At 66.7% G+C, this 23,904-nt stretch carries 21 protein-coding genes, 1 tRNA gene and 1 riboswitch; of the genes, 13 read left to right on the top strand and 9 right to left on the bottom strand.

Annotated features, from left to right (window positions below):
* Positions 1–81 precede the first annotated feature (81 nt).
* Positions 82–804, bottom strand: coding sequence for a haloacid dehalogenase type II (locus tag BLQ70_RS02020; RefSeq protein ID WP_091855608.1), 723 nt, complete (start codon positions 802–804; stop codon positions 82–84).
* 70 nt (positions 805–874) lie between these two features.
* Between BLQ70_RS02020 and BLQ70_RS02015 the strand changes: the two genes are divergently transcribed.
* Positions 875–1,477 carry a LuxR C-terminal-related transcriptional regulator gene (locus tag BLQ70_RS02015; protein ID WP_210184233.1) on the top strand — a complete coding sequence of 201 codons (603 nt, stop codon included), beginning with the start codon at positions 875–877 and terminating at the stop codon, positions 1,475–1,477.
* Between the two features lie 68 nt (positions 1,478–1,545).
* Here BLQ70_RS02015 and putA read toward each other — a convergent pair whose 3' ends face one another.
* Positions 1,546–5,247: a trifunctional transcriptional regulator/proline dehydrogenase/L-glutamate gamma-semialdehyde dehydrogenase gene (putA, locus tag BLQ70_RS02010; RefSeq protein WP_091855606.1), complete on the bottom strand. Its 3,702-nt coding sequence runs from the start codon at positions 5,245–5,247 to the stop codon at positions 1,546–1,548.
* A 148-nt stretch (positions 5,248–5,395) separates the two neighbouring features.
* On the opposite strand from putA, the gene BLQ70_RS02005 reads away from it, so the two are divergent.
* The gene (locus BLQ70_RS02005; protein WP_244511873.1) at positions 5,396–5,872 is read left to right on the top strand and encodes an Lrp/AsnC family transcriptional regulator; all 477 of its coding nucleotides are present in this window, start codon (positions 5,396–5,398) and stop codon (positions 5,870–5,872) included.
* 222 nt (positions 5,873–6,094) lie between these two features.
* On the opposite strand, the gene BLQ70_RS02000 is transcribed toward BLQ70_RS02005, so the two are convergent.
* Positions 6,095–6,185 (bottom strand) — tRNA-Ser (locus tag BLQ70_RS02000).
* A 215-nt stretch (positions 6,186–6,400) separates the two neighbouring features.
* A riboswitch (TPP riboswitch) is annotated at positions 6,401–6,502 on the top strand.
* A gap of 77 nt (positions 6,503–6,579) precedes the next feature.
* Here BLQ70_RS02000 and thiO point away from each other — a divergent pair.
* Genes thiO through BLQ70_RS01980 form a run of 4 tightly spaced genes read left to right on the top strand, consistent with a single transcriptional unit; the run spans position 6,580 to position 9,151 of the window.
* The gene (thiO, locus tag BLQ70_RS01995; protein WP_091856137.1) at positions 6,580–7,575 is read left to right on the top strand and encodes a glycine oxidase ThiO; all 996 of its coding nucleotides are present in this window, start codon (positions 6,580–6,582) and stop codon (positions 7,573–7,575) included.
* Positions 7,559–7,756 carry a sulfur carrier protein ThiS gene (thiS, locus tag BLQ70_RS01990; RefSeq protein WP_061964195.1) on the top strand — a complete coding sequence of 66 codons (198 nt, stop codon included), beginning with the start codon at positions 7,559–7,561 and terminating at the stop codon, positions 7,754–7,756. The genes thiO and thiS overlap by 17 nt, the downstream gene beginning before the upstream one ends.
* Position 7,757: 1 nt before the next feature.
* A complete protein-coding gene (locus BLQ70_RS01985) occupies positions 7,758–8,528 on the top strand; it encodes a thiazole synthase (protein WP_091855605.1) in 771 nt (256 codons plus the stop codon).
* Between the two features lie 14 nt (positions 8,529–8,542).
* Positions 8,543–9,151 carry a thiamine phosphate synthase gene (locus BLQ70_RS01980; RefSeq protein WP_091855604.1) on the top strand — a complete coding sequence of 203 codons (609 nt, stop codon included), beginning with the start codon at positions 8,543–8,545 and terminating at the stop codon, positions 9,149–9,151.
* Positions 9,152–9,266: 115 nt separating this feature from the next.
* Here BLQ70_RS01980 and BLQ70_RS01975 read toward each other — a convergent pair whose 3' ends face one another.
* The 3 genes from BLQ70_RS01975 to BLQ70_RS01965 all read right to left on the bottom strand — a co-directional run bounded on the left by BLQ70_RS01975 (position 9,267) and on the right by BLQ70_RS01965 (position 12,404).
* A complete protein-coding gene (locus BLQ70_RS01975) occupies positions 9,267–9,581 on the bottom strand; it encodes an Rdx family protein (RefSeq protein ID WP_091855603.1) in 315 nt (104 codons plus the stop codon).
* Positions 9,582–9,715: 134 nt separating this feature from the next.
* Positions 9,716–11,209, bottom strand: a complete 1,494-nt coding sequence (locus tag BLQ70_RS01970) for a carboxypeptidase M32 (RefSeq protein WP_091855602.1) — start codon at positions 11,207–11,209, stop codon at positions 9,716–9,718.
* A 103-nt stretch (positions 11,210–11,312) separates the two neighbouring features.
* The gene (locus BLQ70_RS01965; RefSeq protein WP_091855601.1) at positions 11,313–12,404 is read right to left on the bottom strand and encodes an NADH:flavin oxidoreductase/NADH oxidase; all 1,092 of its coding nucleotides are present in this window, start codon (positions 12,402–12,404) and stop codon (positions 11,313–11,315) included.
* A 171-nt stretch (positions 12,405–12,575) separates the two neighbouring features.
* Between BLQ70_RS01965 and BLQ70_RS01960 the strand changes: the two genes are divergently transcribed.
* The 4 genes from BLQ70_RS01960 to BLQ70_RS01945 all read left to right on the top strand — a co-directional run bounded on the left by BLQ70_RS01960 (position 12,576) and on the right by BLQ70_RS01945 (position 18,284).
* Positions 12,576–13,367, top strand: a complete 792-nt coding sequence (locus tag BLQ70_RS01960) for an enoyl-CoA hydratase/isomerase family protein (protein WP_091855600.1) — start codon at positions 12,576–12,578, stop codon at positions 13,365–13,367.
* A 109-nt stretch (positions 13,368–13,476) separates the two neighbouring features.
* A complete protein-coding gene (locus tag BLQ70_RS01955; RefSeq protein ID WP_091855599.1) occupies positions 13,477–13,947 on the top strand; it encodes a MarR family winged helix-turn-helix transcriptional regulator in 471 nt (156 codons plus the stop codon).
* A 15-nt stretch (positions 13,948–13,962) separates the two neighbouring features.
* On the top strand, positions 13,963–15,156 hold the full coding sequence (locus BLQ70_RS01950) for an efflux RND transporter periplasmic adaptor subunit (RefSeq protein WP_091855598.1): 1,194 nt from the start codon (positions 13,963–13,965) through the stop codon (positions 15,154–15,156).
* Positions 15,153–18,284 (top strand): efflux RND transporter permease subunit, encoded by a 3,132-nt coding sequence (locus tag BLQ70_RS01945; protein WP_091855597.1) that lies wholly within the window; start codon positions 15,153–15,155, stop codon positions 18,282–18,284. The genes BLQ70_RS01950 and BLQ70_RS01945 overlap by 4 nt, the downstream gene beginning before the upstream one ends.
* A 240-nt stretch (positions 18,285–18,524) precedes the next feature.
* On the opposite strand, the gene BLQ70_RS01940 is transcribed toward BLQ70_RS01945, so the two are convergent.
* Entirely contained in the window at positions 18,525–19,763 is a 1,239-nt protein-coding gene (locus tag BLQ70_RS01940) for an aspartate kinase (RefSeq protein WP_091855596.1), read from the bottom strand.
* Between the two features lie 133 nt (positions 19,764–19,896).
* On the opposite strand from BLQ70_RS01940, the gene ubiG reads away from it, so the two are divergent.
* Complete coding sequence (gene ubiG, locus BLQ70_RS01935; RefSeq protein WP_091855595.1) at positions 19,897–20,658, top strand: bifunctional 2-polyprenyl-6-hydroxyphenol methylase/3-demethylubiquinol 3-O-methyltransferase UbiG; 762 nt, start codon at positions 19,897–19,899, stop codon at positions 20,656–20,658.
* Between the two features lie 3 nt (positions 20,659–20,661).
* Here the strand turns inward: ubiG and BLQ70_RS01930 are convergent, their stop codons facing one another.
* The gene (locus tag BLQ70_RS01930; RefSeq protein ID WP_091855594.1) at positions 20,662–21,117 is read right to left on the bottom strand and encodes a MarR family winged helix-turn-helix transcriptional regulator; all 456 of its coding nucleotides are present in this window, start codon (positions 21,115–21,117) and stop codon (positions 20,662–20,664) included.
* Between the two features lie 67 nt (positions 21,118–21,184).
* Here BLQ70_RS01930 and BLQ70_RS01925 point away from each other — a divergent pair, with 67 nt between their 5' ends.
* Positions 21,185–22,117: a PLP-dependent cysteine synthase family protein gene (locus BLQ70_RS01925; RefSeq protein ID WP_091855593.1), complete on the top strand. Its 933-nt coding sequence runs from the start codon at positions 21,185–21,187 to the stop codon at positions 22,115–22,117.
* A 3-nt stretch (positions 22,118–22,120) separates the two neighbouring features.
* Here the strand turns inward: BLQ70_RS01925 and BLQ70_RS01920 are convergent, their stop codons facing one another.
* The gene (locus tag BLQ70_RS01920) at positions 22,121–22,423 is read right to left on the bottom strand and encodes a hypothetical protein (protein WP_061964173.1); all 303 of its coding nucleotides are present in this window, start codon (positions 22,421–22,423) and stop codon (positions 22,121–22,123) included.
* A 200-nt stretch (positions 22,424–22,623) separates the two neighbouring features.
* On the opposite strand from BLQ70_RS01920, the gene ccrA reads away from it, so the two are divergent.
* Positions 22,624–23,895 carry a crotonyl-CoA carboxylase/reductase gene (gene ccrA / locus BLQ70_RS01915; RefSeq protein WP_061964171.1) on the top strand — a complete coding sequence of 424 codons (1,272 nt, stop codon included), beginning with the start codon at positions 22,624–22,626 and terminating at the stop codon, positions 23,893–23,895.
* Positions 23,896–23,904 lie beyond the last annotated feature (9 nt).

Genomic DNA, 23,904 nt, shown 5'->3' with positions numbered 1-23,904 from the left:
ATCGATCCTCCTCGGAGGTGAACCTCCGCGGGGCCGATCGGGTTCCGCATAGGCCTTGCCGATGCCCGGCTGCCGGCAGGGTCAGCCGCCAAGCGCTTCCCGATGCGCCTTCGCGAGATCGGCCATGCTGTTGAAGCGGAAATCATATCTCGGCATGTCGCCCGGATGCATCGTCGCGCCGAAGCCGTCCTTGTCGTGGCGGCGATAGATCCAGCAGGAGGCCAGTCCGTGTCGGTTTGCCGGACCATGGTCGTGGAACATGCTCTCGGCGGTGTGCAGGATCTCGTGCTTCCGGATGCCCAGCGTCTCCAGCTTTTCGAACATGTAGTCGAAATTCCGATCTGCCGGCTTGTAGGAGCCGATATCCTCGGCCGTGTAGATCGCGTCGAAGGCGACCTCGAGCTTCGCATTGCTTGCGGCGAAGCTCTCATTGTCGACATTCGACAGGATCACGAGCTTGTAGTGGCGCTTGAGGTACCGGAGCGCTTCAGCGGAATCGGGGAAGGCCGGCCAGTTCTTGACCGATTGCCCGTACGCCACGCATTCCTCCCAGGACGCCGACAGGCCCCATTCCTCGGCGAGGCGCTTGTAGACGATCGGCAGCAGGTCCCGGTAGATCCGGGTCGGCGTCTGCAATTGCTGCGACGATTCATGCCGCGCATGCGCTTCCAACACCTGATCACGCGTGGGCGGGGTCGCGAGCCGGCTGGTGAGCGGCTTCAACCCTTCGAACATGCCGGTTTCCCAGTCGATCAGCGTGCCGTAGCAGTCGAAGGTCAGAGCCTTGAAGTCGGTCAGTTGCATCGGTCTTGTCCCTTCTCCGAAAAAGGCTAGGCTACCTAAATACCTAATTCTATAGGTATCGGACACTTAAGTGTGCGGCTGGCTTGTCGGCCTGAAAACCGGGCTGGAGGCGGTTCCGATGGATGTGGATTTCCGGCAGGCTTTCGAGAATGCCCCGGTCGGGCTTGTCGTGGGCCGCAATCGCATCATCCTGGCCTGCAATCATGAGTTCGCCAGGATATTCCGCGGATCGATCGGCGATCTCGTCGGCCGGACCTTCGAGCGGCTCTACCCGACGCAATCCGATTACGAGGAGACCGGAAAGCGCGTCGGCGCGCGCCTGTCCGATGAGCACAGCTATACCGATGACCGCGTGATGCGGCGCCTCGACGGCAGCCTGTTCTGGGTCAGGGTCAGCGGCTTCACCTATACGCCTGATGATGCGCACGGACATGCGCTGTGGGTGTTCTCCGAGCTCGCAAAGGCTGAAGCTGCCGGGCCGTCGCTGCGAACGTCGCTGACGCCGCGCGAACGCGACGTCGCCGCACTCCTGATCGAGGGCAGGACGGGCAAGGAGGCCGCCAAGGCACTGGGCATCAGCCCGCGCACCGTCGACATCTATCGCGCCCGGCTGCTCCGGAAATACAACGTCAACAGCACCAAGCGACTGGTCGAGCTTCTGCTGAGCGGCTGACCGTCCGGCAGGCCGTGGGGATGATGCCCACGGCCTGCCGGCTCGAGCGCTTTCCGTCTCCGGGAGCTTCAGCCGATCGTCATCAGGCTCGCATTGCCGCCGGCTGCCGTGGTGTTGATCGAGGTCGAGACCTCTTCCAGCAGCCAGTTCAGGCAATAGGCATCGGGATCGCGCTTCAGCTCCTCCGTGCTCGCCGCCTGGACCAGCACGAGCGGGCCGGACAGCCCGGCGATGCGGCGGTTCACCTCGCCGATCCGCTGGGTATCGCCCTCGACCAGCGCGCCCGAGAACGGGCCGTCAGCCTCCCAATCGGAAGTCCAGCTCACGCGCGCTTCCACCGCAGCCGGCAGGCCCGACAGCGCTCCCTTCAACCCGGAGGCCGCGTCGATGACGAGCTGGTTGCCGGTCGCCAGCGCCGCCGCGACCTGCCGATGGAGGCCTGCTTCCGTCTGCGGTGCGAGCAGGATGCGGCCGCGCGGGTGCAGCGCATAGAGATTGCGCTCGCCGACCGGGCCGGCCAGCTCGACATGCAAGCCCAGCGCCGAATGGCCGCCGGTCTCGCGGGCGGCATCCGCTTCCGCCTTCAGCCCCTTGCTCGCGAGCCAGGCGGCATATTCGAGCAGCGCCGGATCGATATGGACCGAGCTGTGCTGGGGCGGCACCGGCGCCTTGCGCACAAGGCGCCCGATATAGAGCGGCCCGCCGGCCTTCGGCCCGGTGCCGGAGAGGCCACGGCCGCCGAAGGGCTGCACGCCGACGACGGCGCCGATGATGTTGCGGTTCACATAGAGATTGCCCGCCTTGATGCGGCTTGTGACATGGGCGATCGTCTCGTCCAATCGCGTGTGCAGGCCGAAGGTCAGGCCGTAGCCGGAGCCGTTGACCTCGTCGATCAGCTTGTCGAGGTCCTGGCGCTCATAGCGGATGACGTGCAGGACCGGCCCAAAGACCTCGCGCTTCAGGTCGGTCAGGCTCTTCAATTCGACGATGGTCGGCGGCACGAAGGTGCCCTTCGCGGCGGCCTCCGGCAGCGGGAGCTGCTCGACCTTGCGGCCGAGGCCGCGCATGCGCGCGACATGCTCGTCGATTTCGCGCTGGGCACCCTCGCTGATCACCGGGCCGATATCGACACTGAGCTTGTCGGTGCGGCCGATGGTGAGTTCCTTGAGCGCGCCCTGCAGCATGTGCAGCGTGCGGTCGGCGATGTCCTGCTGCAGACAGAGCACGCGTAGGGCCGAGCAGCGCTGGCCGGCGCTGTCGAAGGCCGAGGCGATGACGTCGGCGACGACCTGCTCGGCCAGCGCGGAGGAATCGACGATCATGCCGTTCTGGCCGCCGGTCTCGGCGATCAGCGGGATCGGCTTGCCCTCGGCCGAGAGACGCTCGGCCAACTGGGCCTGGATGCCGCGCGCGACCTCGGTCGAGCCGGTGAACATCACGCCCGCCGTCTCCGCCGCGCCGACCAGAGCGGCGCCGAGGCGCCCGCTGCCCGGCGTGAACTGCAAGGCGCCGCGCGGGACGCCGGCCTCATGCAGGATCTTGACGCTTTCATGCGCGATGATCGGGGTGACGCCAGCGGGCTTGGCCATCACCGCATTGCCCGCGACCAGCGCTGCGGCGACCTGCCCGGTGAAGATCGCCAGCGGGAAGTTCCACGGGCTGATGCAGACGATCGGCCCGAGCGGCGCATGCGCCGGGCCCAGCGTCTTGCGCGCCTGGTCAGCATAATAGCGCAGGAAGTCGATCGCCTCGCGCACCTCGCTGATCGCATTGGCGGCCGATTTGCCGGCCTCGCGCATGGCGATGCCCATCAGCGTCTCGATGCGCGCCTGCATGATGTCGGCGGCGCGGTCGAGGCAGGCGGCGCGTTCGGCCGGGGGCACGGCGGCCCAGGCCTTGCCGCCCTCGGCGGCGAGGCGCGCGATCCTGGCGGCATCCTCGACCGCAAGCTCGGTGACCTGCCCGACGACGTCGGCATGATCCGCCGGGTTCAGGACCGGCCGCGTCGTGCCCGCGGTCGAGTTGTCCGCCAGCAGCGGCAGGGCATGCCAGTTCTGCCCGACCGTAGCAGTGAGATTGCTCGCGAGCTCGGCCAAAGCCGCCTCGTTGGAGAGGTCGATGCCCTTCGAATTGACGCGGTCGGCGCCGTAGAGGTCGCCCGGCAGCGCGATCTGATCGTGCAGCATGCCGATGACCGGCATCGCTTCGACCACGTCGACGGGGTCAGCGACGAGCGAGTCGATGGTCACGCTCGGATCGGAGATGCGGTTGACGAAGGAGGAGTTCGCGCCGTTTTCCAGCAGGCGCCGCACGAGATAGGCGAGCAGCGTCTCATGGGTGCCGACTGGCGCATAGATGCGGCAGGGCCGGTCGAGATTGTCCTTGCCGACGACCTCGTCATAGAGCGGCTCGCCCATGCCGTGCAGGCACTGGAACTCGTATTTTCCGACGGCAAAATCGTTGCCGGCGAGATGGTAGATCGTCGCCAGCGTCTGGGCGTTATGTGTCGCAAATTGCGGGAAGATCGCGTCGGGAGCTGCCAGCAGCTTGCGGGCGCAGGCGACATAGGCGACGTCGGTATGGACCTTGCGGGTATAGACCGGGAAATCGGCGAGCCCGTCGACCTGGGCGCGCTTGATCTCGGCATCCCAATAGGCGCCCTTGACCAGACGCACCATCATGCGCCGGCCGGAGCGGCGGGCGAGATCGATGATCCAGTCGAGCACGAAGGGGCAGCGCTTGCCATAGGCCTGCACCACGAAGCCGAGGCCGTTCCAGCCTTGCAGCGCGTTATCGAAGCTCAGCGCCTCCAGCAGGTCGAGCGAGAGCTCCAGCCGGTCGGCTTCCTCGGCATCGATATTGAGGCCGATATCGTAGCTCTTGGCGATCAGCGCGAGCTCGCGCACCAGCGGCAGAAGCTCCGACATCACCCGGCCGGCCTGCGCGCGGCTATAGCGCGGATGCAGGGCCGAGAGCTTGATCGAGATGCCCGGGCCTTCAAACACACCGCGCCCGTTCGCGGCCCTGCCGATCGCGTGGATCGCGTTCTCGTAGTCGCGATAGTAGCGGGCGGCATCGGCGGCAGTCGTCGCGGCCTCGCCGAGCATGTCGTAGGAATAGCGGAAGCCGCGCGCCTCCAGCGGCCGGGCGCGCTTCAGCGCCTCGTCGATCGTCTCGCCGGTGACGAATTGCTCGCCCATCATCCGCATCGCCATGTCGACGCCGCGCCGGATCACCGGTTCGCCCGCGCGAGCGATGAGGCGGGTGAGGGCAGCGGCGAGGCTGCGGTCATTCACGGTGGAGGTCAGCTTGCCGGTAACGACGAGGCCCCAGGTCGCGGCATTGACGAAGAGCGACTTGCCGCCGCCGACATGGGACTTCCAGTCGCCATCGGCGATCTTGTCGCGGATCAGCGCGTCGCGCGTCGCCGTGTCCGGGATGCGCAGCAGCGCCTCGGCGAGGCACATCAGCGCGACGCCCTCCTGGCTGGAGAGCGAATATTCCTGGACCAGACCCTCGACGCCGGTGCCCTTGTGTTTGGCCCGCAGCGCTTCGATCAGCTTGCGCCCGGTCGCGGCGATTTCCTGTTTGCTCGCCGGCGCCAGCTTCGCGGCGACCAGCAAAGGCGGAAGGCATTCAGTCTCGGGACGGCGATAGGCGGCGGTGATCGCCTGGCGCAGCGCCGACTGCTCGCGGATCGGCGGAGCGAAGCCCTCGAAAGGCGCCGGGCTGGAGGCGGTGTTGGCGGCGGCAGCGGTGGCTTGGCTCATGGCTTGTCCCGGCGGGTTCGAACACGACGGGCCGGGGGCGATACCCTCTCCCGTTCTTTGCGCGGGAGCTTATCATGAGCGCGATTCTCAGGCGGTCTAAATTTTGTTATCCTGCAGTCCGTCCAGACTTCAGATTTGAGGATTGCAAGTGAAAAAGCCTAAGGAAATACCGATCGAAGGCGATCTGGACGCCCTGGATCGCAAGATCCTCGACGTGCTCAGGGAGGACGGCCGGATCTCGATCGCCGAGCTCGGCGCGCGGATCGGCCTCTCCAAGACGCCCTGCCAGATCCGGTTCCGCCGGCTTGTCGACGACGGCTATATCGAGGGCTTCCGGGCAACACTCAACCCGGCGAAGCTGAAGCTCGATCACATCGCCTTCGCCGAGGTCAAGCTGTCCGACACCACGGAAAAGGCGCTGACGAAATTCAACGAGGAGGTCAAGAAGATCAGGGAGGTCGAGGAGTGCCACATGATCGCGGGGCGCTTCGATTACCTCCTCAAGATCAGAACGCCGGATATCCGGCGCTACCGGGCCGTGCTGGGCGAGAAGATCTCGAACCTGCCCCATGTCGCGAACACCTCGACCAATGTCGCGATGGAAACGGTCAAGGAAACCTGGTGAGGCCCTCGCGCTTGCGGTGTCGGCATCGCCGGTCGGCGGCCCTGCTTGATCGCGACGACCCAATCCAGCCGCCGACCAGCGCACCTGCCGGGCTGGGAGATCGCCGCAGCGATGAACAAGGTCCGACCGGGCGCTCGCGGATGCATGAGAGTGCACGCGCCCGTGCAACGCAACCGCATGCGAATTCAAGTTCAAGCGAACGAAGGAAGGGCAGAAAAAGAGTGGCGGAGACGGAGGGATTCGAACCCTCGATACCCTTGTGGGGTATGCTCATTTAGCAAACGAGTGCCTTCAGCCTCTCGGCCACGTCTCCGGCGAGAGGCTCTATGCCCGATTGCAGAGCCGTTTGACAAGCCTCGTCGGCAACTTCCTTCGCTTCGCCTGTGCATGCACGCGAAGCCGATCATAGAGCACTCCGTTGGTAATGGAGAGGCCAAGCGGCACGGACTGCTGCTGCGGGCTAAAGCTGCTGCACAGGAGCCCTGCATTGGCTCGTCTTGCTCCACCGTCGGGCAGCCATTAGATTGAGCCTGTCCGTTGGGGTGCCGAGAGGCTGAGAGGCGTGGTCAGCGCCAACCCATCGTACCTGATCCGGGTAATGCCGGCGAAGGGAACGGTCTTCGGCTCGCAGACACTTTGCTCGTGCCCAGGCCGCTGCCTTCCCGGGAGCAGGGAAGAGCATGACGGCAGAACGCCCTCATTCCAGCCTGAAGGTCGCGGTGGTCGGCGCTGGTGTCGTCGGCCTGGCCTGCGCCACCGAATTGCTGGCGCGCGGCGCGCAGGTCACGGTCCATGAGCGCGGTCCGCGCATCGGCGCCGAAGCCTGCTCCTGGTATGCCGGCGGCATGCTGGCGCCGTGGTGCGAGGGCGAGAGCGCCGAGGAGCCTGTGATCCGGCTCGGACAGCAGGCGGCCGATTGGTGGGCGCGCCATGCCGGCGGGGTCGTCCGCAACGGCACGCTCGTGGTCGCGCCGAGCCGGGATCGTTCGGAATTGCGCCGCTTCGGGCAGCGCACGAGCCATTTCGAGGAGATCGATGGCGATGCGGTCGCCGTGCTCGAGCCGGATCTCGCCGGACGGTTTTCGCGCGGCCTGTTCTTTGCGCGTGAAGGACATCTCGATCCGCGTGAAGCCATCGCCGCGCTGGCCGAGCGCCTCGTCGCGAACGGCGGCACAATCCATTTCGACAGCGCCGTCGAGCCCGTCGATCTCGATGCCGATACCGCCCTCGATTGCCGGGGGCTGGCGGCGCGTAATGTCCTGCCGGGCCTGCGCGGAGTAAAAGGCGAGATGCTGCTGCTGCGCAGCGACGATATCAGCCTGTCGCGCCCGGTCCGGCTGCTGCATCCGCGCATTCCGCTCTACATCGTCCCGCGCGCGGACGGGCTCTTCATGGTCGGCGCGACGATGATCGAGAGCGGCGAGCGGCGTCGCATCTCCGCTCGCGCCATGCTGGAACTGCTGGGCGCGGCCTATGCGCTGCACCCTGCTTTCGGCGAGGCGGAGGTGGTCGAGATCGGCACCGATGCCCGCCCGGCCTTTCCCGACAACCTGCCGCGGCTGACGCGTCGCGGCCGGGTGATCCATGTCAACGGGCTCTATCGCCACGGCTTCCTGCTCAGCCCCGCCATGGCGCGGATGGCGGCGGACGCCGTGCTGGACCCGCAAGCAACACCGGAGATGCTGCATGACCTTGCTGCTTAACGGCGCCCCGCAGGACGTCGCGGCGAAGACGCTGGCCGAGGCGCTGGCGGAGCTGGGCTTCGGCGGCCGCATCGTCGCGACCGCGGTGAACGGCGATTTCGTGCCGGCCCGCAAGCGCGCCGAAACGGCCCTGAGCGAAGGCGACCGCATCGAGATCGTCGCGCCGATGCAAGGAGGCTGAGATGGCATCCTTCTATGGCTTCGAGCCCCAGAACCCGCTGTTCCTCGGCACGGCGCAATACCCGTCGCCTGCCATCCTCGCGGAGGCTGTGAAGCGTTCCGGCGCGGAGGTCGTGACCGTGTCGCTGCGGCGGGAATCCTCCGGGGGCGCCGGCCAGGCCTTCTGGGCGCTGATCCGCGAGCTCGGCGTCAAGGTTCTGCCGAACACGGCCGGCTGCCACACCGTCAAGGAAGCCGTGACCACGGCGCAGATGGCGCGCGAGGTCTTCGGTACCGACTGGATCAAGCTCGAGGTGATCGGCGAGGACGACACGCTCCAGCCGGACGTGATCGCGCTGGTCGAGGCCGCGCGGATTCTCGCCGATGACGGCTTCAAGGTCTTTCCCTACACGACCGAGGATCTCGTGGTCGGCGGGCGCCTGCTCGATGCCGGCTGCGAGGTGCTGATGCCCTGGGGCGCGCCGATCGGGTCGGGCAGGGGGCTCAACAACCCCTATGGCTTGCGCAGCATGCGCCAGCATTTTCCCGACATCCCGCTCGTCGTCGATGCCGGTATTGGCCTGCCGTCCCATGCCGCGCAGGCGATGGAGATGGGTTATGACGGCATCCTGCTCAACACCGCAGTCGCCAAGGCGGGCGACCCCGCCGCGATGGCGGAGGCCTTCGCGCTCGCCATCCGCGCCGGCCGCCAGGCTTTTGCCGCACAGCCGATCGAGGCGCGCGACATGGCCGCTCCCTCCACGCCCGTCATGGGCAAAGCCTTCCTGGCCTGAAAGATCGCTCCCGCATGAAGCTCGATCCGTTCTACCCCATCTTCGACAGCGCCGACTGGCTGGAGCGGATGCTGCCGCTCGGCGTCAAGCTGGTGCAATTGCGTGTCAAGGACCGACCCGAGACCGAGGTCGCGCGTGAGATCGCGCGGGCGAAGACACTCTGCGCTGCGGCCGGTTGCGTGCTCGTCATCAACGACTACTGGAAGCTCGCCATCGCCGAGGGCTGCGACTTCATCCATCTTGGCCAGGAGGATCTCGACGACGCCGATCTCGGCGCGATCCGCAAGGCCGGCCTGAAGCTCGGCATCAGCAGCCATGACGAGCCCGAACTGGAGCGCGCCCTGGCGGCGAAGCCCGACTATGTCGCGCTCGGCCCGGTCTACCCGACGATCCTGAAGCAGATGCGCTTCGGCCCGCAGGGTCTTGAGCGGCTCGGCGAATGGAAGCGCCGGATCGGTGACTTGCCGCTCGTCGGCATCGGCGGCATCTCGCTGGAGCGGGCGCCGGGCGTCTTCGAGGCTGGCGCCGACATCGTCGCGGCGGTGACGGACATCACGCTGAACGCCGATCCCGAGGGGCGGCTGAAGGCCTGGATCGCGGCGACGCGGAAGCACGCTGCCTGAGAGGCGTCATTCTCGGGCGGAGCGAAGCTTCGACCCGAGCATCTCATGACGAGAAGGCACTGGTTTCCGAGATGCTCGGGTCAAGCCCGAGCATGACGGCCAACGAAAGGGCGCCTCAGCTCTCCGCCTCCGCCGACATCGTGTGACCGTCGACATGGCCGAGGCTGCGCTCGGGGTCGAGCCGGTCGCGCACGCGCTGCTTCAGCACCTTCGAATCCGGGAAGCCGCCATCGGCCTTGCGGTCCCAGATCAGTTCGCCGTCGTAATGGATCTGGAAGATGCCGCCGGTGCGCGGGATCAGCGCGACCTCGCCGAGATCCTGCCCGAAGGTCGAGAGCAGTTCCTGCCCGAGCCAGGCCGAGCGCAGCATCCAGTTGCACATCGAGCAATAGGTGATGGCGATGCGGGGGGCGGGCTTGGTCTGGATCATGAGCGGTCACCGAAGCAGGAGGTCGTCTCCGACATCCCGCTTCGGAAGCCCCGATGCAAGTCCGAAAGCTGCATGGCCGATCGGCACGAGGCGTTTGTCTAAGTCTTTGTTTCGAATAAATAAAATGAGTGAGCTTAGACCTCGTTGATATAGCGCTGGCGCAGGTGGGCCTTGAACACCGCGGCGTCGAGCGGGCGACCAGTCGCTTCCGTCAGCAGCTCGTCGGTCGGGAGCAGCGAGCCCTTGCCGTGGATATTGGCGCGCAGCCAGCCGACCAGCGGACCGAAATCGCCCTTGCCGATACCGGGCAGGATCGAGGCCTCCGCCTTGCAGGCGGCATCGAAGATCTGGGCCGCGGTCATGGCGCCGAGCGTATAGGTCGGGAAATAGCCCCAGCCGCCGGACGGCCAATGGATATCCTGCAGGCAGCCGAGCCGGTCGTTTGGAACGGTGACGCCGAGCAGGGACTTCATCCCGGCGTTCCAGGCAGCGGGCAGCTCGGCGAGCGCCATCTCGCCGGCGATCAGCGCCTTTTCCAGCCGGTAGCGCAGGATGACATGGGCGGGATAGGTGACCTCATCGGCATCGACGCGGATGAAGCCGGGCTCGACGCGGGTATAGCGATGCCACATCGCCGTGCTTTCCCACGCCGGCCCCGCACCTCCAAAACTCTCGCGCATCAGCGGCGCGGCGTAAGCCAGGAACTGGCGCGAGCGGCAGGCCTGCATCTCCATCAGCAGCGACTGGCTCTCATGCAGGCTCATGCCGCGCGCCGCGCCGACCGGCTGGTTGAGATGCGCTTGAGGCCGGCCCTGCTCGTAGAGCGCGTGGCCGGTCTCGTGCAGCACGCCCATCAGCGCCTTGGTGAAATCGGTCTCGTCATAGCGCGTGGTGATGCGGACATCGTTGTCGGCGCCGCCGCAGAACGGATGGGTCGAGATGTCGAGCCGGCCGCGCTCGAAATCATAGCCGAGCGCCGCCATGAACTTGAGGCCCAGCGCGCGCTGCGTCTCGGTCGCGAAAGGGCCTTCCAGCGCAGGCAAGGCAGGCCGGCGCGCCTGCACCGCCATCGCTTCCTGCGTGAAGCCCGGCAGGAAGGCGGCAAGATCGTCGAACAGCCCGTCGATCTTGGCGGAACGGCCGCCCGGCTCGTAATCGTTGAGCAGGGCATCATAGGCGGAGAGCCCGAGCTTCTCGCCCTTGGCTCGGCCGATCTGGCGCTGGAGATTTAGCACTTCGGCGAGATAGGGCAGGAGACCGGCGAAATCGGCATCGGCCCGCGCTTGGCGCCAGCGCATCTCGCAAGCGGAGATCGCCTTGCTCGACGCTTCCACCAGTTCGGAGGGCAGGGCGGTGTCGACCGTCCAGACGCGTCGGATCTCGCGCAGGTTGGCCTTCTCCCAGGCGCCGAGGCTGCCGTCGCTCTCGGCCTCGCCGAGCCAATCGCCGATGCGGGCATCGGTCGAGAGACCGTGGCGCATGACCTGGAGCAGGGCCATGCTTTCGGCCCGCGTCTCGGCCGCGCCCTTCGGCATCATCACATCGTTGTCCCACTGCAGGATGCCGATGGCATTCGACAGGGCAGCGATGCGGCCGAAATGGGCGGAGAGGTCGGAATAGGCGGTCATGCGGCTCTCTGATGTGGGAAGGGGCGGCGCAATTGAAGTGCTTTTCCCGGCCCGGACAAGCTGCGTCAGCAGCGCCGGGCCGGAATGACGATGGTGGTACGGTTCAGGCGAACAGCTTGGAATACTGGCGCGGCTGCGAACGTAGATACTGGTTCGGCGCCTTGACGGTGGCGCCGAGCTGGGCTGCCGCGTGCCAGGGCCAGCGCGGGTTGTAGAGGATGCCGCGCGCCAATGCGACGAAATCGGCCTCGCCGGTGCCGATGATCGCCTCGGCCTGCTCGGCCTCGGTGATCAGGCCGACCGCCATGGTGGCGATGCCCGTCGCCTCCTTCACGGCGCGCGCCAGCGGCACCTGATAGTTGGGGCCGAGCGGAACCTTTTGCGTGGCCGAGAGCCCACCGCCGGACATGTCGATGAAATCGGCGCCGCGCGCCTTGGCGGCTTGGGCGAAGGCGATGCTCTGCTCGATGTCCCAGCCGCCCTCGACCCAATCCGTGCCCGAAACGCGGAAGCCGACCGGATAGCCTGCCGGCACCACGGCTCGCACCGCATCGAGCACCGCGAGCGGGAAGCGCGTCCGGTTCTCCAGCGAGCCGCCATACTCATCCTCGCGCTTGTTCGAGAACGGCGAGAGGAACTGGTGCATCAGATAGCCATGCGCGCCATGCAGCTCGATCGCGGCGAAGCCGAGCCGGACGGCCCGGCGGGCCGAATCCGCGAAGGCTTCGATCAGCCGGCCGATATCGTCGCTTGTGAGGGCACGGGGCGGCCGCGGATAGGTCTCGAAGCCGATTTCCGAGGGGGCTTCGACCGTCCAGCCGCCCTGGTCGAGGCCGAGCTGGCCGCCACCCTTCCAAGGCTGGGCGAGAGAGGCCTTGCGCCCGGCATGGGCGAGCTGGATCGCAATCGGCATGTCCGACCAGCGGCGGGCGGAATCCAGCGCCTTGCCGAGCGCGGCTTCGGTCTCGTCGGACCAGAGGCCGAGGTCGAACGGGCTGATCCGCCCGTCCGGCTCGACGGCTGTCGCCTCGATGATCAGGAGGCCGGCGCCGGAGAGCGCGAGATGGCCGAGATGGATGGTGTGCCAGTCGCTGGCGCAGCCATCCTGTGCCGAATACTGGCACATCGGGGCGATGACGATGCGGTTGGCAAGCGTAAGGCTGCCGAGCTGATAGGGGCTGAAGAGCTGGCTCATGTCGGGAATGGGTCTCGAAGGGGCAGGTTTCCGGCACAGTCTAGAAGCCTTCGCGCCGGCAAGGCCAGTGGCCCTCGCGCAAACGCGATGCCCGATGCGTGCAGATGCACCTCGCGGCGCCGGCGCTCTCGATGCTAGCCTCGACGCGACCCTTCGCGCTTGGAGACCGCCATGTCCGACGCTTCCGATTCCGTTGAACTCACCCGTGACGGCGGCGTCGCCATCCTGACGCTCAACCGGCCGGCCGTGCTGAACGCCATCGACGCGCCTATGGCCGAACGCTTCCTCACGCAGGTGAAGGCGATCGCGGCCAGTGGCGACGTGCGTGCCATCCTGCTGCAAGGCAATGGCCGGGCGTTCTGCGCCGGCGGCGACGTCTCGCAGTTCCTCGCGGGCAGCGACATCGCGGCCGGCATCGAGGCGATCATGGCGCCGCTGCATGAGGCGCTGCGTCTGCTCGATTCCCTGCCGCAGCCTTCGGTTGCATGCCTGCACGGGGCCATCGCCGGCGGCGGCTTCAGCCTCGCGCTCGCCTGCGATCTCGCCGTCGCGGCCGATGATGCCCGCTTCACCATGGCCTACGCCCGGATCGGCGCGACGCCCGATCTCGGCGGCACCTACCGGCTCGCCCGCCTCGTCGGCCAACGCAAGGCGCGCGAGATCGCGCTTCTGGCGGAGACCTTCGGAGCGGAGGACGCGCTGAAGATCGGGCTCGTCAACCGCGTCGTGCCGGCTGCTCAGGCGCGTGACGAAGCCTTGGCGCTGGCCCGCAAGCTCGCGGCGGGGCCGACCGGCGCGTATGGCCGCATCCGCACCCTCCTGACGGAGGCGCCGGATGCCGATCTCGCTGACCATCTCGACGCGGAGCGCGACGCCTTCCGCGAGACGACGGCGACTGCCGATTTCCGCGAGGGCGTGACGGCCTTTCTGGAAAAGCGGTCAGCCGCCTTCACCGGCCGGTGATAGGCACGGCTGCAACGCCGGTTCACCTTTGCGTGCGTTGCACAATCTGCTCCTGAAAATGCCGTAATCTCACATATGATAAGCAGGCTTACGGTTGGGAGGCCTGTGAATGAAACGACCCCTGCGGCGGGAACTGATGTTCCAGCTCGTCGAAACCTCGCGTCTGCTCAGGACCTATGTTGAGCAGCGCGCCCGCCAGCACGGCACGACGCGGGCGCAATGGGGCGTGATGTCCCGGCTCAGGCGGCAGGAAGGGCTGAACCAGGCCGCCCTTGCCGAGCAGATGGACCTTCAGCCGATCTCGCTCGCCCGCCTGCTCGACCGCTTGCAGAGCCAGAACCTGATCGAGCGCCGCGAAGACCCTGCCGACCGCCGCGCCTACCGCCTCTTTCTCACCCCGGAAGGCCGGGCGCTGGTCGACGATCTCGATTCGGTGCGCACCGAGATCGCTCAGGAGGTGCTCGGCGGCGTCGAAGAGGCGGCGATCCTGTCGGCGCTCGAAACCTTGTCCGCGATCCGCGAACAGACCCGTACCCGATCCGAAGACAAGGCGCCGGCCTCTGCCGGCAACGCAGCCTGAGCGAGTGGACAGACAATGAAGCGTTCAGGATTGATCATCGGCGTCATCGTCCTCGGCCTCGCTGCCGGCGGCGCCTGGTATTTGCATTCGCGCACTCCTGAGGCCGCTCGCAGCGCGCGTGGCGGGAGAGGCGAGGGGGCCGCCGTGGCGGTGGTGTCCGCCGCCGCGATCCAGGCCGATTTCCCGGTGCGCAAGCACGCCATCGGCTTCGTCGAGACACCGGCGAGCGTGCTCGTGCGCTCGCGCATCGACAGCCAGATCATGGCCCAGCACGTCACGGACGGACAGTTCGTCAAGGCCGGCGACCTGCTCTTCACCCTCGATGATCGCGACATCAAGGCCCAGATCGCCAAGGACGAGGCGATGCTGGCCCGCGACGAGGCGACCCATACCCGCAATCTCGCCGATCTCGACCGCTACAGGCAGCTCTTCGCCCGCAATGCCGGCACGCAGGCGCAGGTCGATCAGGCGACGGCCGACGAGCGCAGCTCCGCCGCCTCGATCCAGGGCGACCATGCGACGCTCGACGCCGACCGGCTCAAGCTGGGCTACACCCGCATCACCGCGCCGATCGACGGGCGCATCGGCACGGTGCAGGTCACGCCGGGCAATCTCGTCAATGCCAGTGCCAACAGCAATGGCACCGGCCTGCTGACCATCACCCAGATGAAGCCGCTGCGCGTCTCCTTCGCCATGCCGGAGAGCGAATTGCCGACCCTGCAGGGAGCGCTCGCCGCCGCGAAGCCCGTGCCGGTCACCGCGCGCGTGCCGAATGCCGCCCGAACGGCAGCCGAGGGCAAGCTCAACTTCGTCGACTCGACCGTCGACGTCACCTCCGGCACGATCACCGCCAAGGCCGCCTTCGCCAATGACGACCTGAGCCTCTGGCCGGGGCAATATGTCGATGTCGAGATCATCCCGGAAACGCTTTCCGGCGTCACGGTGATCCCGACCGTCGCCGTGCAGACCGGCCAGAAGGGGCCTTACGCCTTCGTCATCAAGCCGGATTCCACGGTTGATCTTCGCCAGATCAAGGTCGCGCTCAGCGATGGCGAGCGCACGGCGGTCACTGAGGGCATCGCGCCGGGCGAGCGTGTCGTCACCGACGGCCAGATGCGCCTGAAGCAGGGCACGCGGGTGCGCGAGCGGGCGGCTGCGGGCGAGAAGCCGGCGCAGGCCACGCCGGTCGCTGAGGGCGCACGGTCATGAACGTCTCCGGTTTCTGCATTCGCCACCCGGTCGCGACCATCCTGATGTCGGTCTCGCTGGTGCTGGCGGGGCTCTTCGCATACCGCTTCCTCCCGGTCGCGGCGCTGCCACGCGCCGAGTTCCCGGTCGTCAACGTCTCCGCGCAGTTGCCGGGGGCCTCGCCGGATACGATGGCGACCTCGGTCGCGACGCCGCTGATCAAGCAGTTCGGCACCATCGCCGGCATCGATTCGATCTCGACCACGAATTCGCAGGGCTCCACCTCGATCGCGATCCAGTTCGTGCTGAACCGCGATATCGACGCGGCCGCCGCCGACGTGCAGGCCGCGATCGCCCGCACCCAGCGGCAATTGCCGGCCGAGATGACGACGCAGCCGAGCTACCGCAAGGTGAACCCGGCCGATGCGCCGATCATCCTGCTGGCGCTGAAGAGCGATGTGGTGCCGTTGTCGCAGCTCGACGCCTTCGCCCAGCAGGTCATCTCGCCAGCGCTCTCCACCGTGGACGGCGTCGCGCAGGTGCTGATCTGGGGCAGCCAGAAATATGCGGTGCGTATCCAGATCGACCCGACCGCACTCGCCGCGCGCGGTATCGGCCTCGACGAGTTGCAAGCCGCGATCACCGCGACCAACGCCAATACGCCGGTCGGCACGATCCAGAACACGGCCCAGCAGCTGACGATTCAAGCGAAAACACAGCTCGCCAATGCCGCGCAGTTCGCCAACGTCATCATCACGACGCGCTCGGGCAAGCCGGTGCGGCTCGGCGACGTCGCCAAGGTCATCGACTCCGTCGAGAACACCCAGACCCGCAGCACCTATGACGGCACGCCGGCGATCGTGCTCGCCGTGCAGCGCCAGCCCGACGCCAACACCGTTGAGGTGGTCGACCGCGTCAAGGCGATGATCCCGGCCTTCGAAGGCCAGTTGCCGGCGGCGGCCTCGCTCTCGCTGCTCAACGATCGCTCGACCTCGATCCGCCAGGCCGTGGACGACGTGCAGTTCACACTGCTGCTGACCATCGCACTGGTCGTCATGGTGATCTTCGTCTTCCTGCGCCGGGTGGCCGCGACCTTCATCCCGGCCGTTGCGGTGCCGATCTCGATCATCGCCACGCTTGCCGCGATGTACCTGCTCGGTTTCTCGATCGACAACATCTCGCTGCTGGGCCTGACGCTCTCGGTCGGCCTCGTCGTCGACGACGCTATTGTCATGCTCGAGAACATCGTCCGGCACATGGAGGAGGACGGGCTTTCCGCCTTCGAAGCCTCGCTGAAGGGCGCCAGCGAGATCGGCTTCACCATCATTTCGATCTCGCTTTCGCTGGTCGCGGTCTTCATCCCCGTCCTGCTGATGGGCGGCGTCATCGGTCGCATCTTCAACGAGTTCGCGGTGGTGGTGACGGTCTCGATCCTCGCTTCCGCCTTCGTCTCGCTGACGCTGACGCCGATGCTCTGCTCGCGCCTGCTCTCGGGTTATTCCGAGCACCACCAGGAGAACGCGCTCGGCCGCTGGCTGGAGAAGGGCTTCGACAAGCTGCTCGCCGGCTACGATGCCGGCTTGAAATTCTGCCTGCGCTTCCAGCCGGCGATGCTGCTCGCCTTCTTCCTGACCATGGCCGGCAGCGTCTGGCTGCTCCAGAGCGCGCCGAAAGGCTTCTTCCCGCAGGAGGATATCGGCCAGCTCCAGGTCTCGACCGAGGCGCGGCAGGACATCTCCTTCGAGGCGATGCAGAAGCTGCAGGCCGAGGTCGCCGACATCTTCCGCAAGTCGCCTTATGTGGCCCATGTCGCCTCGACCGTCGGCGGCAATGGCGGCGGCGGCAGCGCGCTCAATGCCGGCCGCCTCTTCGTCGAACTGAAGCCGCTCGACGAGCGGCCTCATATCCAGGCGGTGCTGGCCTCGCTCAGGCGCGATCTCGCCCAGGTGGCGGGCATCAACACCTATATGACCCCCGTGCAGAATCTGCGCATCGGCGCGCGCTCCTCGAAGAGCCAGTACCAGCTCGTCGTGCAGGGGCTCGACCAGCAGCAGATGAACGGCTGGGCGGTCCGCCTCGCCGACGCGATGAGCCGCGACCGCTCGGCCTTCGTCGATGTCACCACGGACCTGCAGGACAATGCCCTGCAGGCGACCGTCATCGTCGACCGCGACAAGGCCAATGCGCTCGGCATCGGCTCCGATATCCTGCGCTCAACGCTCTATTCCGGCTTCGGCGTCCGTCAGGTCTCGACGATCTACACCGCCGGCGATAGCTACGATGTGGTCGTCGAGTTCAACCCGAACGAGCACTGGACGCCGGAGCGGCTGAACGCCATCCGCATCCGCACCAGATCCGGCACGCTGGTGCCGCTCGGCGCCATCGCCCGAATCGAACGCACGGCCGGGCAGTTGACCGTCAACCAGCTCGGCCAGCTTCCGGCGGTGACGATCTCCTACAACCTGCCGGCCGGCGTCGCGCTCGGCGACAGCGTCAACCGCATCGAGGCGATCAAGGACGAGCTCGGCCTGCCCAAGTCGATCTCGACGACGCTCGCCGGCACCGCCAAGACCTTCCAGGACTCGCTCGCCAACCAGGGCCTGCTGATCGCCGGTGCGATCCTGACGATCTATATCGTGCTCGGCATCCTCTACGAGAGCTTCATCCACCCGCTGACGATCCTGACCGGCCTGCCATCGGCGGCGGTCGGTGCGCTCGGCGCGCTCAGGCTCTTCGACCTCGAACTCTCGGTCATCGCGATCATCGGCCTTCTGATGCTGATCGGCATCGTCAAGAAGAACGCGATCATGATGATCGACGTGGCGCTGGTGCTCAGGCGGGAGGGGAAATCGGCACAGGAGGCGATCCATCAGGCCTGCGTGATGCGCTTCCGGCCGATCCTGATGACGACGCTCGCTGCCCTGATGGGCACCTTGCCGATCGCGCTCGGCGCCGGCGCGAGCGCCGAACTGCGTCAGCCGCTCGGCATCGCCGTGGTCGGCGGCCTGATGATCAGCCAAGTGCTGACGCTGTTCATCACGCCCGTCCTGTTCCTCTACATGGACAGGCTGTCGGAAGGGCTGGTGAAGCTCGGCGGCTTCTTCCGCGGCACGAAGCACGCTCCGCCCGTCACGCATCCGGCGGAGTGAGCCGTTGTCCAGCCAAGAAGGGACTGCGTTGAAAACCTCTTCCGGCAGAAAGAGGGCAGGATAGGGGGAGGGGCCGTTGGACAGTTTGGCCGGAACCCACCCGCTCAACCGAGGAGGGAACGCTCTACCAGTCCAACGGCCCAAATTTCGCCGCCCGCCTCTCTCCCTCTTGCCGGAGAAAGGCCCGCGCGGCCTGTGTCGAGCCGGTCTCGTGGGAGAGGTATGAGTCCGATCGCTGCCTCAGGCCGCGTCGAGCCCATAGAGCGAGTGCAGCGTGCGCACCGCAAGCTCGGTATAGGCGGCGTCGATCAGCACCGAGAACTTGATCTCGGAGGTCGTGATCGCTCGGATGTTGATGCCCTTCTCGGCCAGCGCGCGGAAAGCGCGGGCGGCGACGCCCGCATGCGAGCGCATGCCGACACCGATCGCCGAGATCTTCACCACATCGGTCGCGCCCTGGATCTCCTGGTAGGAGATCGTGTCGTGCTTGCTTTCGAGCAGCGCCTTGGCGCGCTCGTAATCGGCTGTCGGCACGGTGAAGGTGATGTCGGTCGTCGCCTGGTCGTCCGAGACGACCTGGATGATCATGTCGACATTGATGTTGGCATCGGCGAGCGGGCCGAAGATCGCCGCGGCGACGCCGGGCTGGTCAGCCACGCGGCGGAGGGTGATCTGGGCTTCGTCCCGGGAGAAGGCGATGCCGGTGACGATGGGCTGTTCCACGATGTCGTCCTCGTCGCAGATGAGGGTGCCAGGATTGGGGTTTTCGGGGTCGTCGAAGGAAGAGCGCACATAGGTCGGCACGCGCTGCGTCATGGCGATCTCGACCGAGCGCACCTGCAGCACCTTGGAGCCGAGCGAGGCCATTTCGAGCATTTCCTCGAAGGAGACCTTGTCCATGCGTTTGGCCTTCGGCACCACGCGCGGGTCGGTGGTGTAGACGCCGTCGACATCGGTGTAGATGTCGCAGCGATCGGCCTTGAGGCCGGCGGCGAGCGCGACCGCGCTGGTATCGGAACCGCCGCGGCCGAGCGTGACGATGCGGTGCGTGCGCGGATTGACGCCTTGGAAGCCGGAGCAGACCGCGATCTCGCGGTTGCGGTCGAAGCCCGCAAGAATGCCGGCGCCGTCGACGCTCTCGATCCGGGCCGAGCCATGCGCGTCGGAGCCGTAGAGCGGAATCTGCCAGCCCTGCCAGGAGCGCGCCGGCAGGCCCATCTCCTGCAGCACGATCGCCATCAGCCCGGAGGTGACCTGCTCGCCCGAGGCGACGACGGTATCGTACTCGGCCTGGTCGAAGGCCGGGGCCGCTTCCTTGCACCAGCCGACCAGCTCGTTGGTCTTGCCGGACATGGCGGAGACCACGATCGCGACCTCGTTGCCGGCGTCGAACTCGCGTTTGACGTGGCGCGCCGCGTTCTTGATGCGCTCGACAGTGGCGACTGAGGTGCCGCCGAATTTCATCACCAGACGGGCCATGACGGTCTTTTCGATAGCTGACCCAGCCGAGGCCGGGTCGAAAGGTCGCCCTCGCACTTGCAGCGGGGCGGGTGTAGATGACGGGCGTCAGGCGCGGTGTCAATGCGGCATCGCATCAGCGAAGGACCGGTTCATGGCGGCTGAGACCCAGCGCATAAGCTCGACGATCGACCCGGCCGAGGTCGCCCGCTTTGATGGGATCGCCCGCGACTGGTGGGACCCGAAGGGCCCGATGGCCGTCCTGCACAAGTTCAACCCGGTCCGGCTCGCCTTCGTCCGCGATGAGGCCTGCGCGCATTTCGGCCGCGATCCCAGGCGGATGCGGGCGCTGGACGGCTTGAGCCTCGTCGATATCGGCTGCGGCGGCGGCGTGCTCTCGGAGCCGCTCGCAAGGCTCGGCGCCGAAGTCACGGGCCTCGATCCGGCGCCGACCAATATCGCCGTCGCTCGTGCCCATGCCGAGAAGGGCAGGCTTTCGATCGACTATCGCGAGGAGACGATCGAAGCGGTGGTGGAATCCGGCAAGCGCTTCGACATCGTGCTGGCGATGGAGGTCGTCGAGCATGTCGCCGATGTCGAGGCCTTCGTCGCGGCCTGCTGTGCCGCGGTGAAGCCGGATGGCCTGCTCGTCATGGCGACGCTCAATCGCACGCTGAAATCCTATGCGCTCGCCATCGTCGGTGCGGAATACGTGCTGCGTTGGCTGCCCAAGGGCACGCATGACTGGGAGAAGTTCGTCACACCAGCCGAGCTCGGGGGCGCCATCGAAGGCAACGGCTTCACGCTGGGGACGCAGACCGGCGTGGTCTTCAACCCGCTGACCGGCCGCTGGACCGCCGCGCGCGACATGGACGTGAACTACATGCTCGCCGCCAGCCGGGGTGGCGGAGCCTGACGTTCAACCCTCTTGCCCGGCGAGCCTTTCGCTCGCCTTGGCGATCTGTTGCAACAGATCCGGCGAGAAGAGCTCCGCGGCCCGCGCCTGAGCATCTCGCCAGGCCGGCAGCGCGCTCTGAAGGCGCCTGAGCCCTTCCTCCGTCAGCCAGACGGCGCGACGCCGCAGATCCTTCTCCACCGAGGCGATCTCGATCAGCCCGTCGCGCTCCAGCGCCCTCAGATTGCGGGACAGGGTCGAGGGATCGAGCCCGGCGCGTGCCGCGAGGGCTGCCATGCGATCGTCCGTGCTTGTCGCGACCAGCGCCATCAGCCCGATCTGGGCGAGGCTGAGCCCGCTCTCCCTCAGCGCCTCGTCATAAAGCAGCGTCGCGCGGCGCGCAGCCTGGCGTAGGTTCAAGCCCACGCAGCCGGTGGCCAGCGCCCGTAACTCCTCGCGAAATCCGCTTGCGTCCTTCATGGCGAATCAGAATTTACATGTAGATACAATAATTGCATATACATCTAATTACCTTCCGGGGATCGCCATGCCCATCGACATCCTGAGCCGCATCGGCGGTACCACGCTTCTGCCGCTCCGCCGGATCGTGCCGGCGAAGGGCGCGCGCGTCCTGCTGAAGCTGGAGAGCGAGAACCCGACCGGCAGCATGAAGGACCGGATGGCGCTCGCGATGATCGAGGCGGCCGAGCGCGACGGCCGTTTGCAGCCGGGGGGCAGCGTCGTCGAATACACGGGTGGCAGCACCGGCGTTTCGCTCGCCCAGGTCTGCGCGGTGAAGGGCTATCGCCTGCATATCGTCACCTCGGATGCCTTCGCTCGCGAGAAACTGACCCATATGCGCCTGCTTGGCGCCGAGTTGACGATCATCCCGAGCGAAGCCGGCCGCATGACCGAGAAGCTGACCAAGGACATGATCGAGGCGGCCCGCGGCATCGCGACAGAGACCGGAGCCTTCTGGACCGACCAGATGCGTAACACCGACCAGCTCGCGGCCTATGACAAGCTGGCCGACGAGATCTGGGAGCAGACGGAAGGCCGCATCGACGGCTTCGTGCAGAGCGTCGGCACGGCTGCGTCACTGCGCGGAACCGGCGAAGCGCTGCTCCGCCGTGACTCCAGGATCGCGCTGACGGCGGTCGAGCCGGCTGAATCCGCCGTGCTCTCCGGCGGGCCGACGGGTGCGCACAAGATCGATGGCATTGGGGCTGGCTATGTCGTTCCGCTCTGGCGGGCCGATCTCGTCGATGCGATCGAGCGGGTCTCGACGGCCGAGGCGGCGGCGATGGCGCTGCGCCTGGCACGGGAGGAGGGGCTGTTCGCGGGGACCTCGACCGGCGCCAATGTCACAGCCGCCTTGCGCCTGGCCGAACGCCTCGGCCCCGACGCGATTGTCGTTACGGTGATGTGCGATACCGGGATGAAATACCTGAACAGCTTCGGCGCGCAGCTCGCGAGCTGATGCTCACGGCCGGATGACGGCCATCCCGATCAGCAGCAGCAGGCCGGAACCTGTCGCTATCACGACCCGCAGGGCTTCGGCCGGAAAACGCGTCGGAATGCCGTAGCGGTGCCAGAGCCAGGCGCCGGCGAAGGCGCCCACCAGCAGGATGCCGGTGTTCAGCATCACGCCGAACCCGCCGTCGCCGAGCAGCAGGTCGGCGAGCCAGCCGAACAGCATCGCGCCGAGCACGATCATCGCGAGGACGATGACCACGGACATCAGGGGCATATCGGGCAGGCCGACCATCAGGAACAAGCCGCGCATCGTTTCTCCTTGGCGCCGCGCAGGACGTCAGCATCTCAGCAAACGATGAAGAAAGCGCAAGCGCCGGAAAGAAAGGGTTTTGCGCTGCAATGTGATTCCTTAGAGTAATGGCGCAGCGCAGCATAAGATGCATGATCGGCATCCCATACCGCCGACACGCTCCGGGCTGGGCAACGACGGAACAGAGCAGGGAGACGACCATGTCGAAGTCGCAGGCCGCCGTGAAGCCGCTCAAGGATCTCTACGAGCTCGACGAACTGCCGCCGCTCGGCCATGTCCCGGAGAAGATGTATGCTTGGGCGATCCGGCGCGAGCGCCATGGCCCGCCGCAGGACTCGTTCCAGGTCGAGGTCGTGCCGACCTGGTCGATCGGCGAGGAGGAGGTCCTGCTCCTCGTGATGGCCGGCGGTGTCAACTACAACGGCATCTGGGCGGGCTTGGGCCAGCCGATTTCGCCCTTCGACGTGCACAAGGCGCCGTTCCATGTCGCCGGTTCCGATTGCGCGGGCATCGTCTGGGCCGTCGGCTCCAAGGTGAAGCGCTGGAAGGTCGGCGACGAGGTCATCGTCCACTGCAACCAGGACGATGGCGACGACGAGGAGTGCAATGGCGGCGACCCGATGTTCTCGTCGACCCAGCGCATCTGGGGCTACGAGACACCGGACGGCTCCTTCGCCCAGTTCTGCCGGGTGCAGTCGCGTCAGCTCATGCAAAAGCCCAGGCACCTCGCCTGGGAGGAGGCCGCCTGCTACACGCTGACGCTGGCCACCGCCTACCGCATGCTGTTCGGCCATGCCCCGCACACGATCAAGCCGGGCGACAACGTTCTCGTCTGGGGCGCTTCGGGCGGCCTCGGCGTCTTCGGCGTCCAGCTCTGCGCGGCCTCCGGCGCCAACGCCATCGGCGTGATCTCGGACGAGACCAAGCGCGACTACGTGCTCGGCCTCGGCGCCAAGGGCGTGATCAACCGCAAGGACTTCAACTGCTGGGGCCAGATGCCCAAGGTCAATTCGCCCGAGTACAACGAGTGGACCAAGGAGGCCCGCAAGTTCGGCAAGGCGATCTGGGACATCACCGGCAAGAAGGATGTCGACATCGTCTTCGAGCATCCGGGCGAGGCGACCTTTCCGGTCTCCTGCCTCGTCGCCAAGCGCGGCGGCATGGTGGTGTTCTGCGCGGGCACCTCGGGCTTCAACATCACCTTCGACGCCCGCTATGTCTGGATGCGGCAGAAGCGCGTGCAAGGCTCGCATTTCGCCCATCTCAAGCAGGCAAGCGCGGCGAACCAGTTCGTCATCGACAGGCGCATCGACCCCTGCATGTCCGAGGTCTTCCCCTGGGACAAGATCCCGCTCGCCCATCACAAGATGTGGAAGAACGAGCATGCGCCGGGCAACATGTCCGTGCTGGTCTATGCGCCGCGCACGGGCCTGCGGACCTATGAGGATGTTGCCGAGGCGCTGGCGGGCTGAGCGTCGCGG

This window comes from Allobosea robiniae (genome assembly GCF_900102525.1).
In the GTDB taxonomy this organism is placed as follows: domain Bacteria; phylum Pseudomonadota; class Alphaproteobacteria; order Rhizobiales; family Beijerinckiaceae; genus Allobosea; species Allobosea robiniae.
Note: the sequence above shows the minus strand (reverse complement) of the source record. Positions and strands in the feature narration are given on the sequence as shown.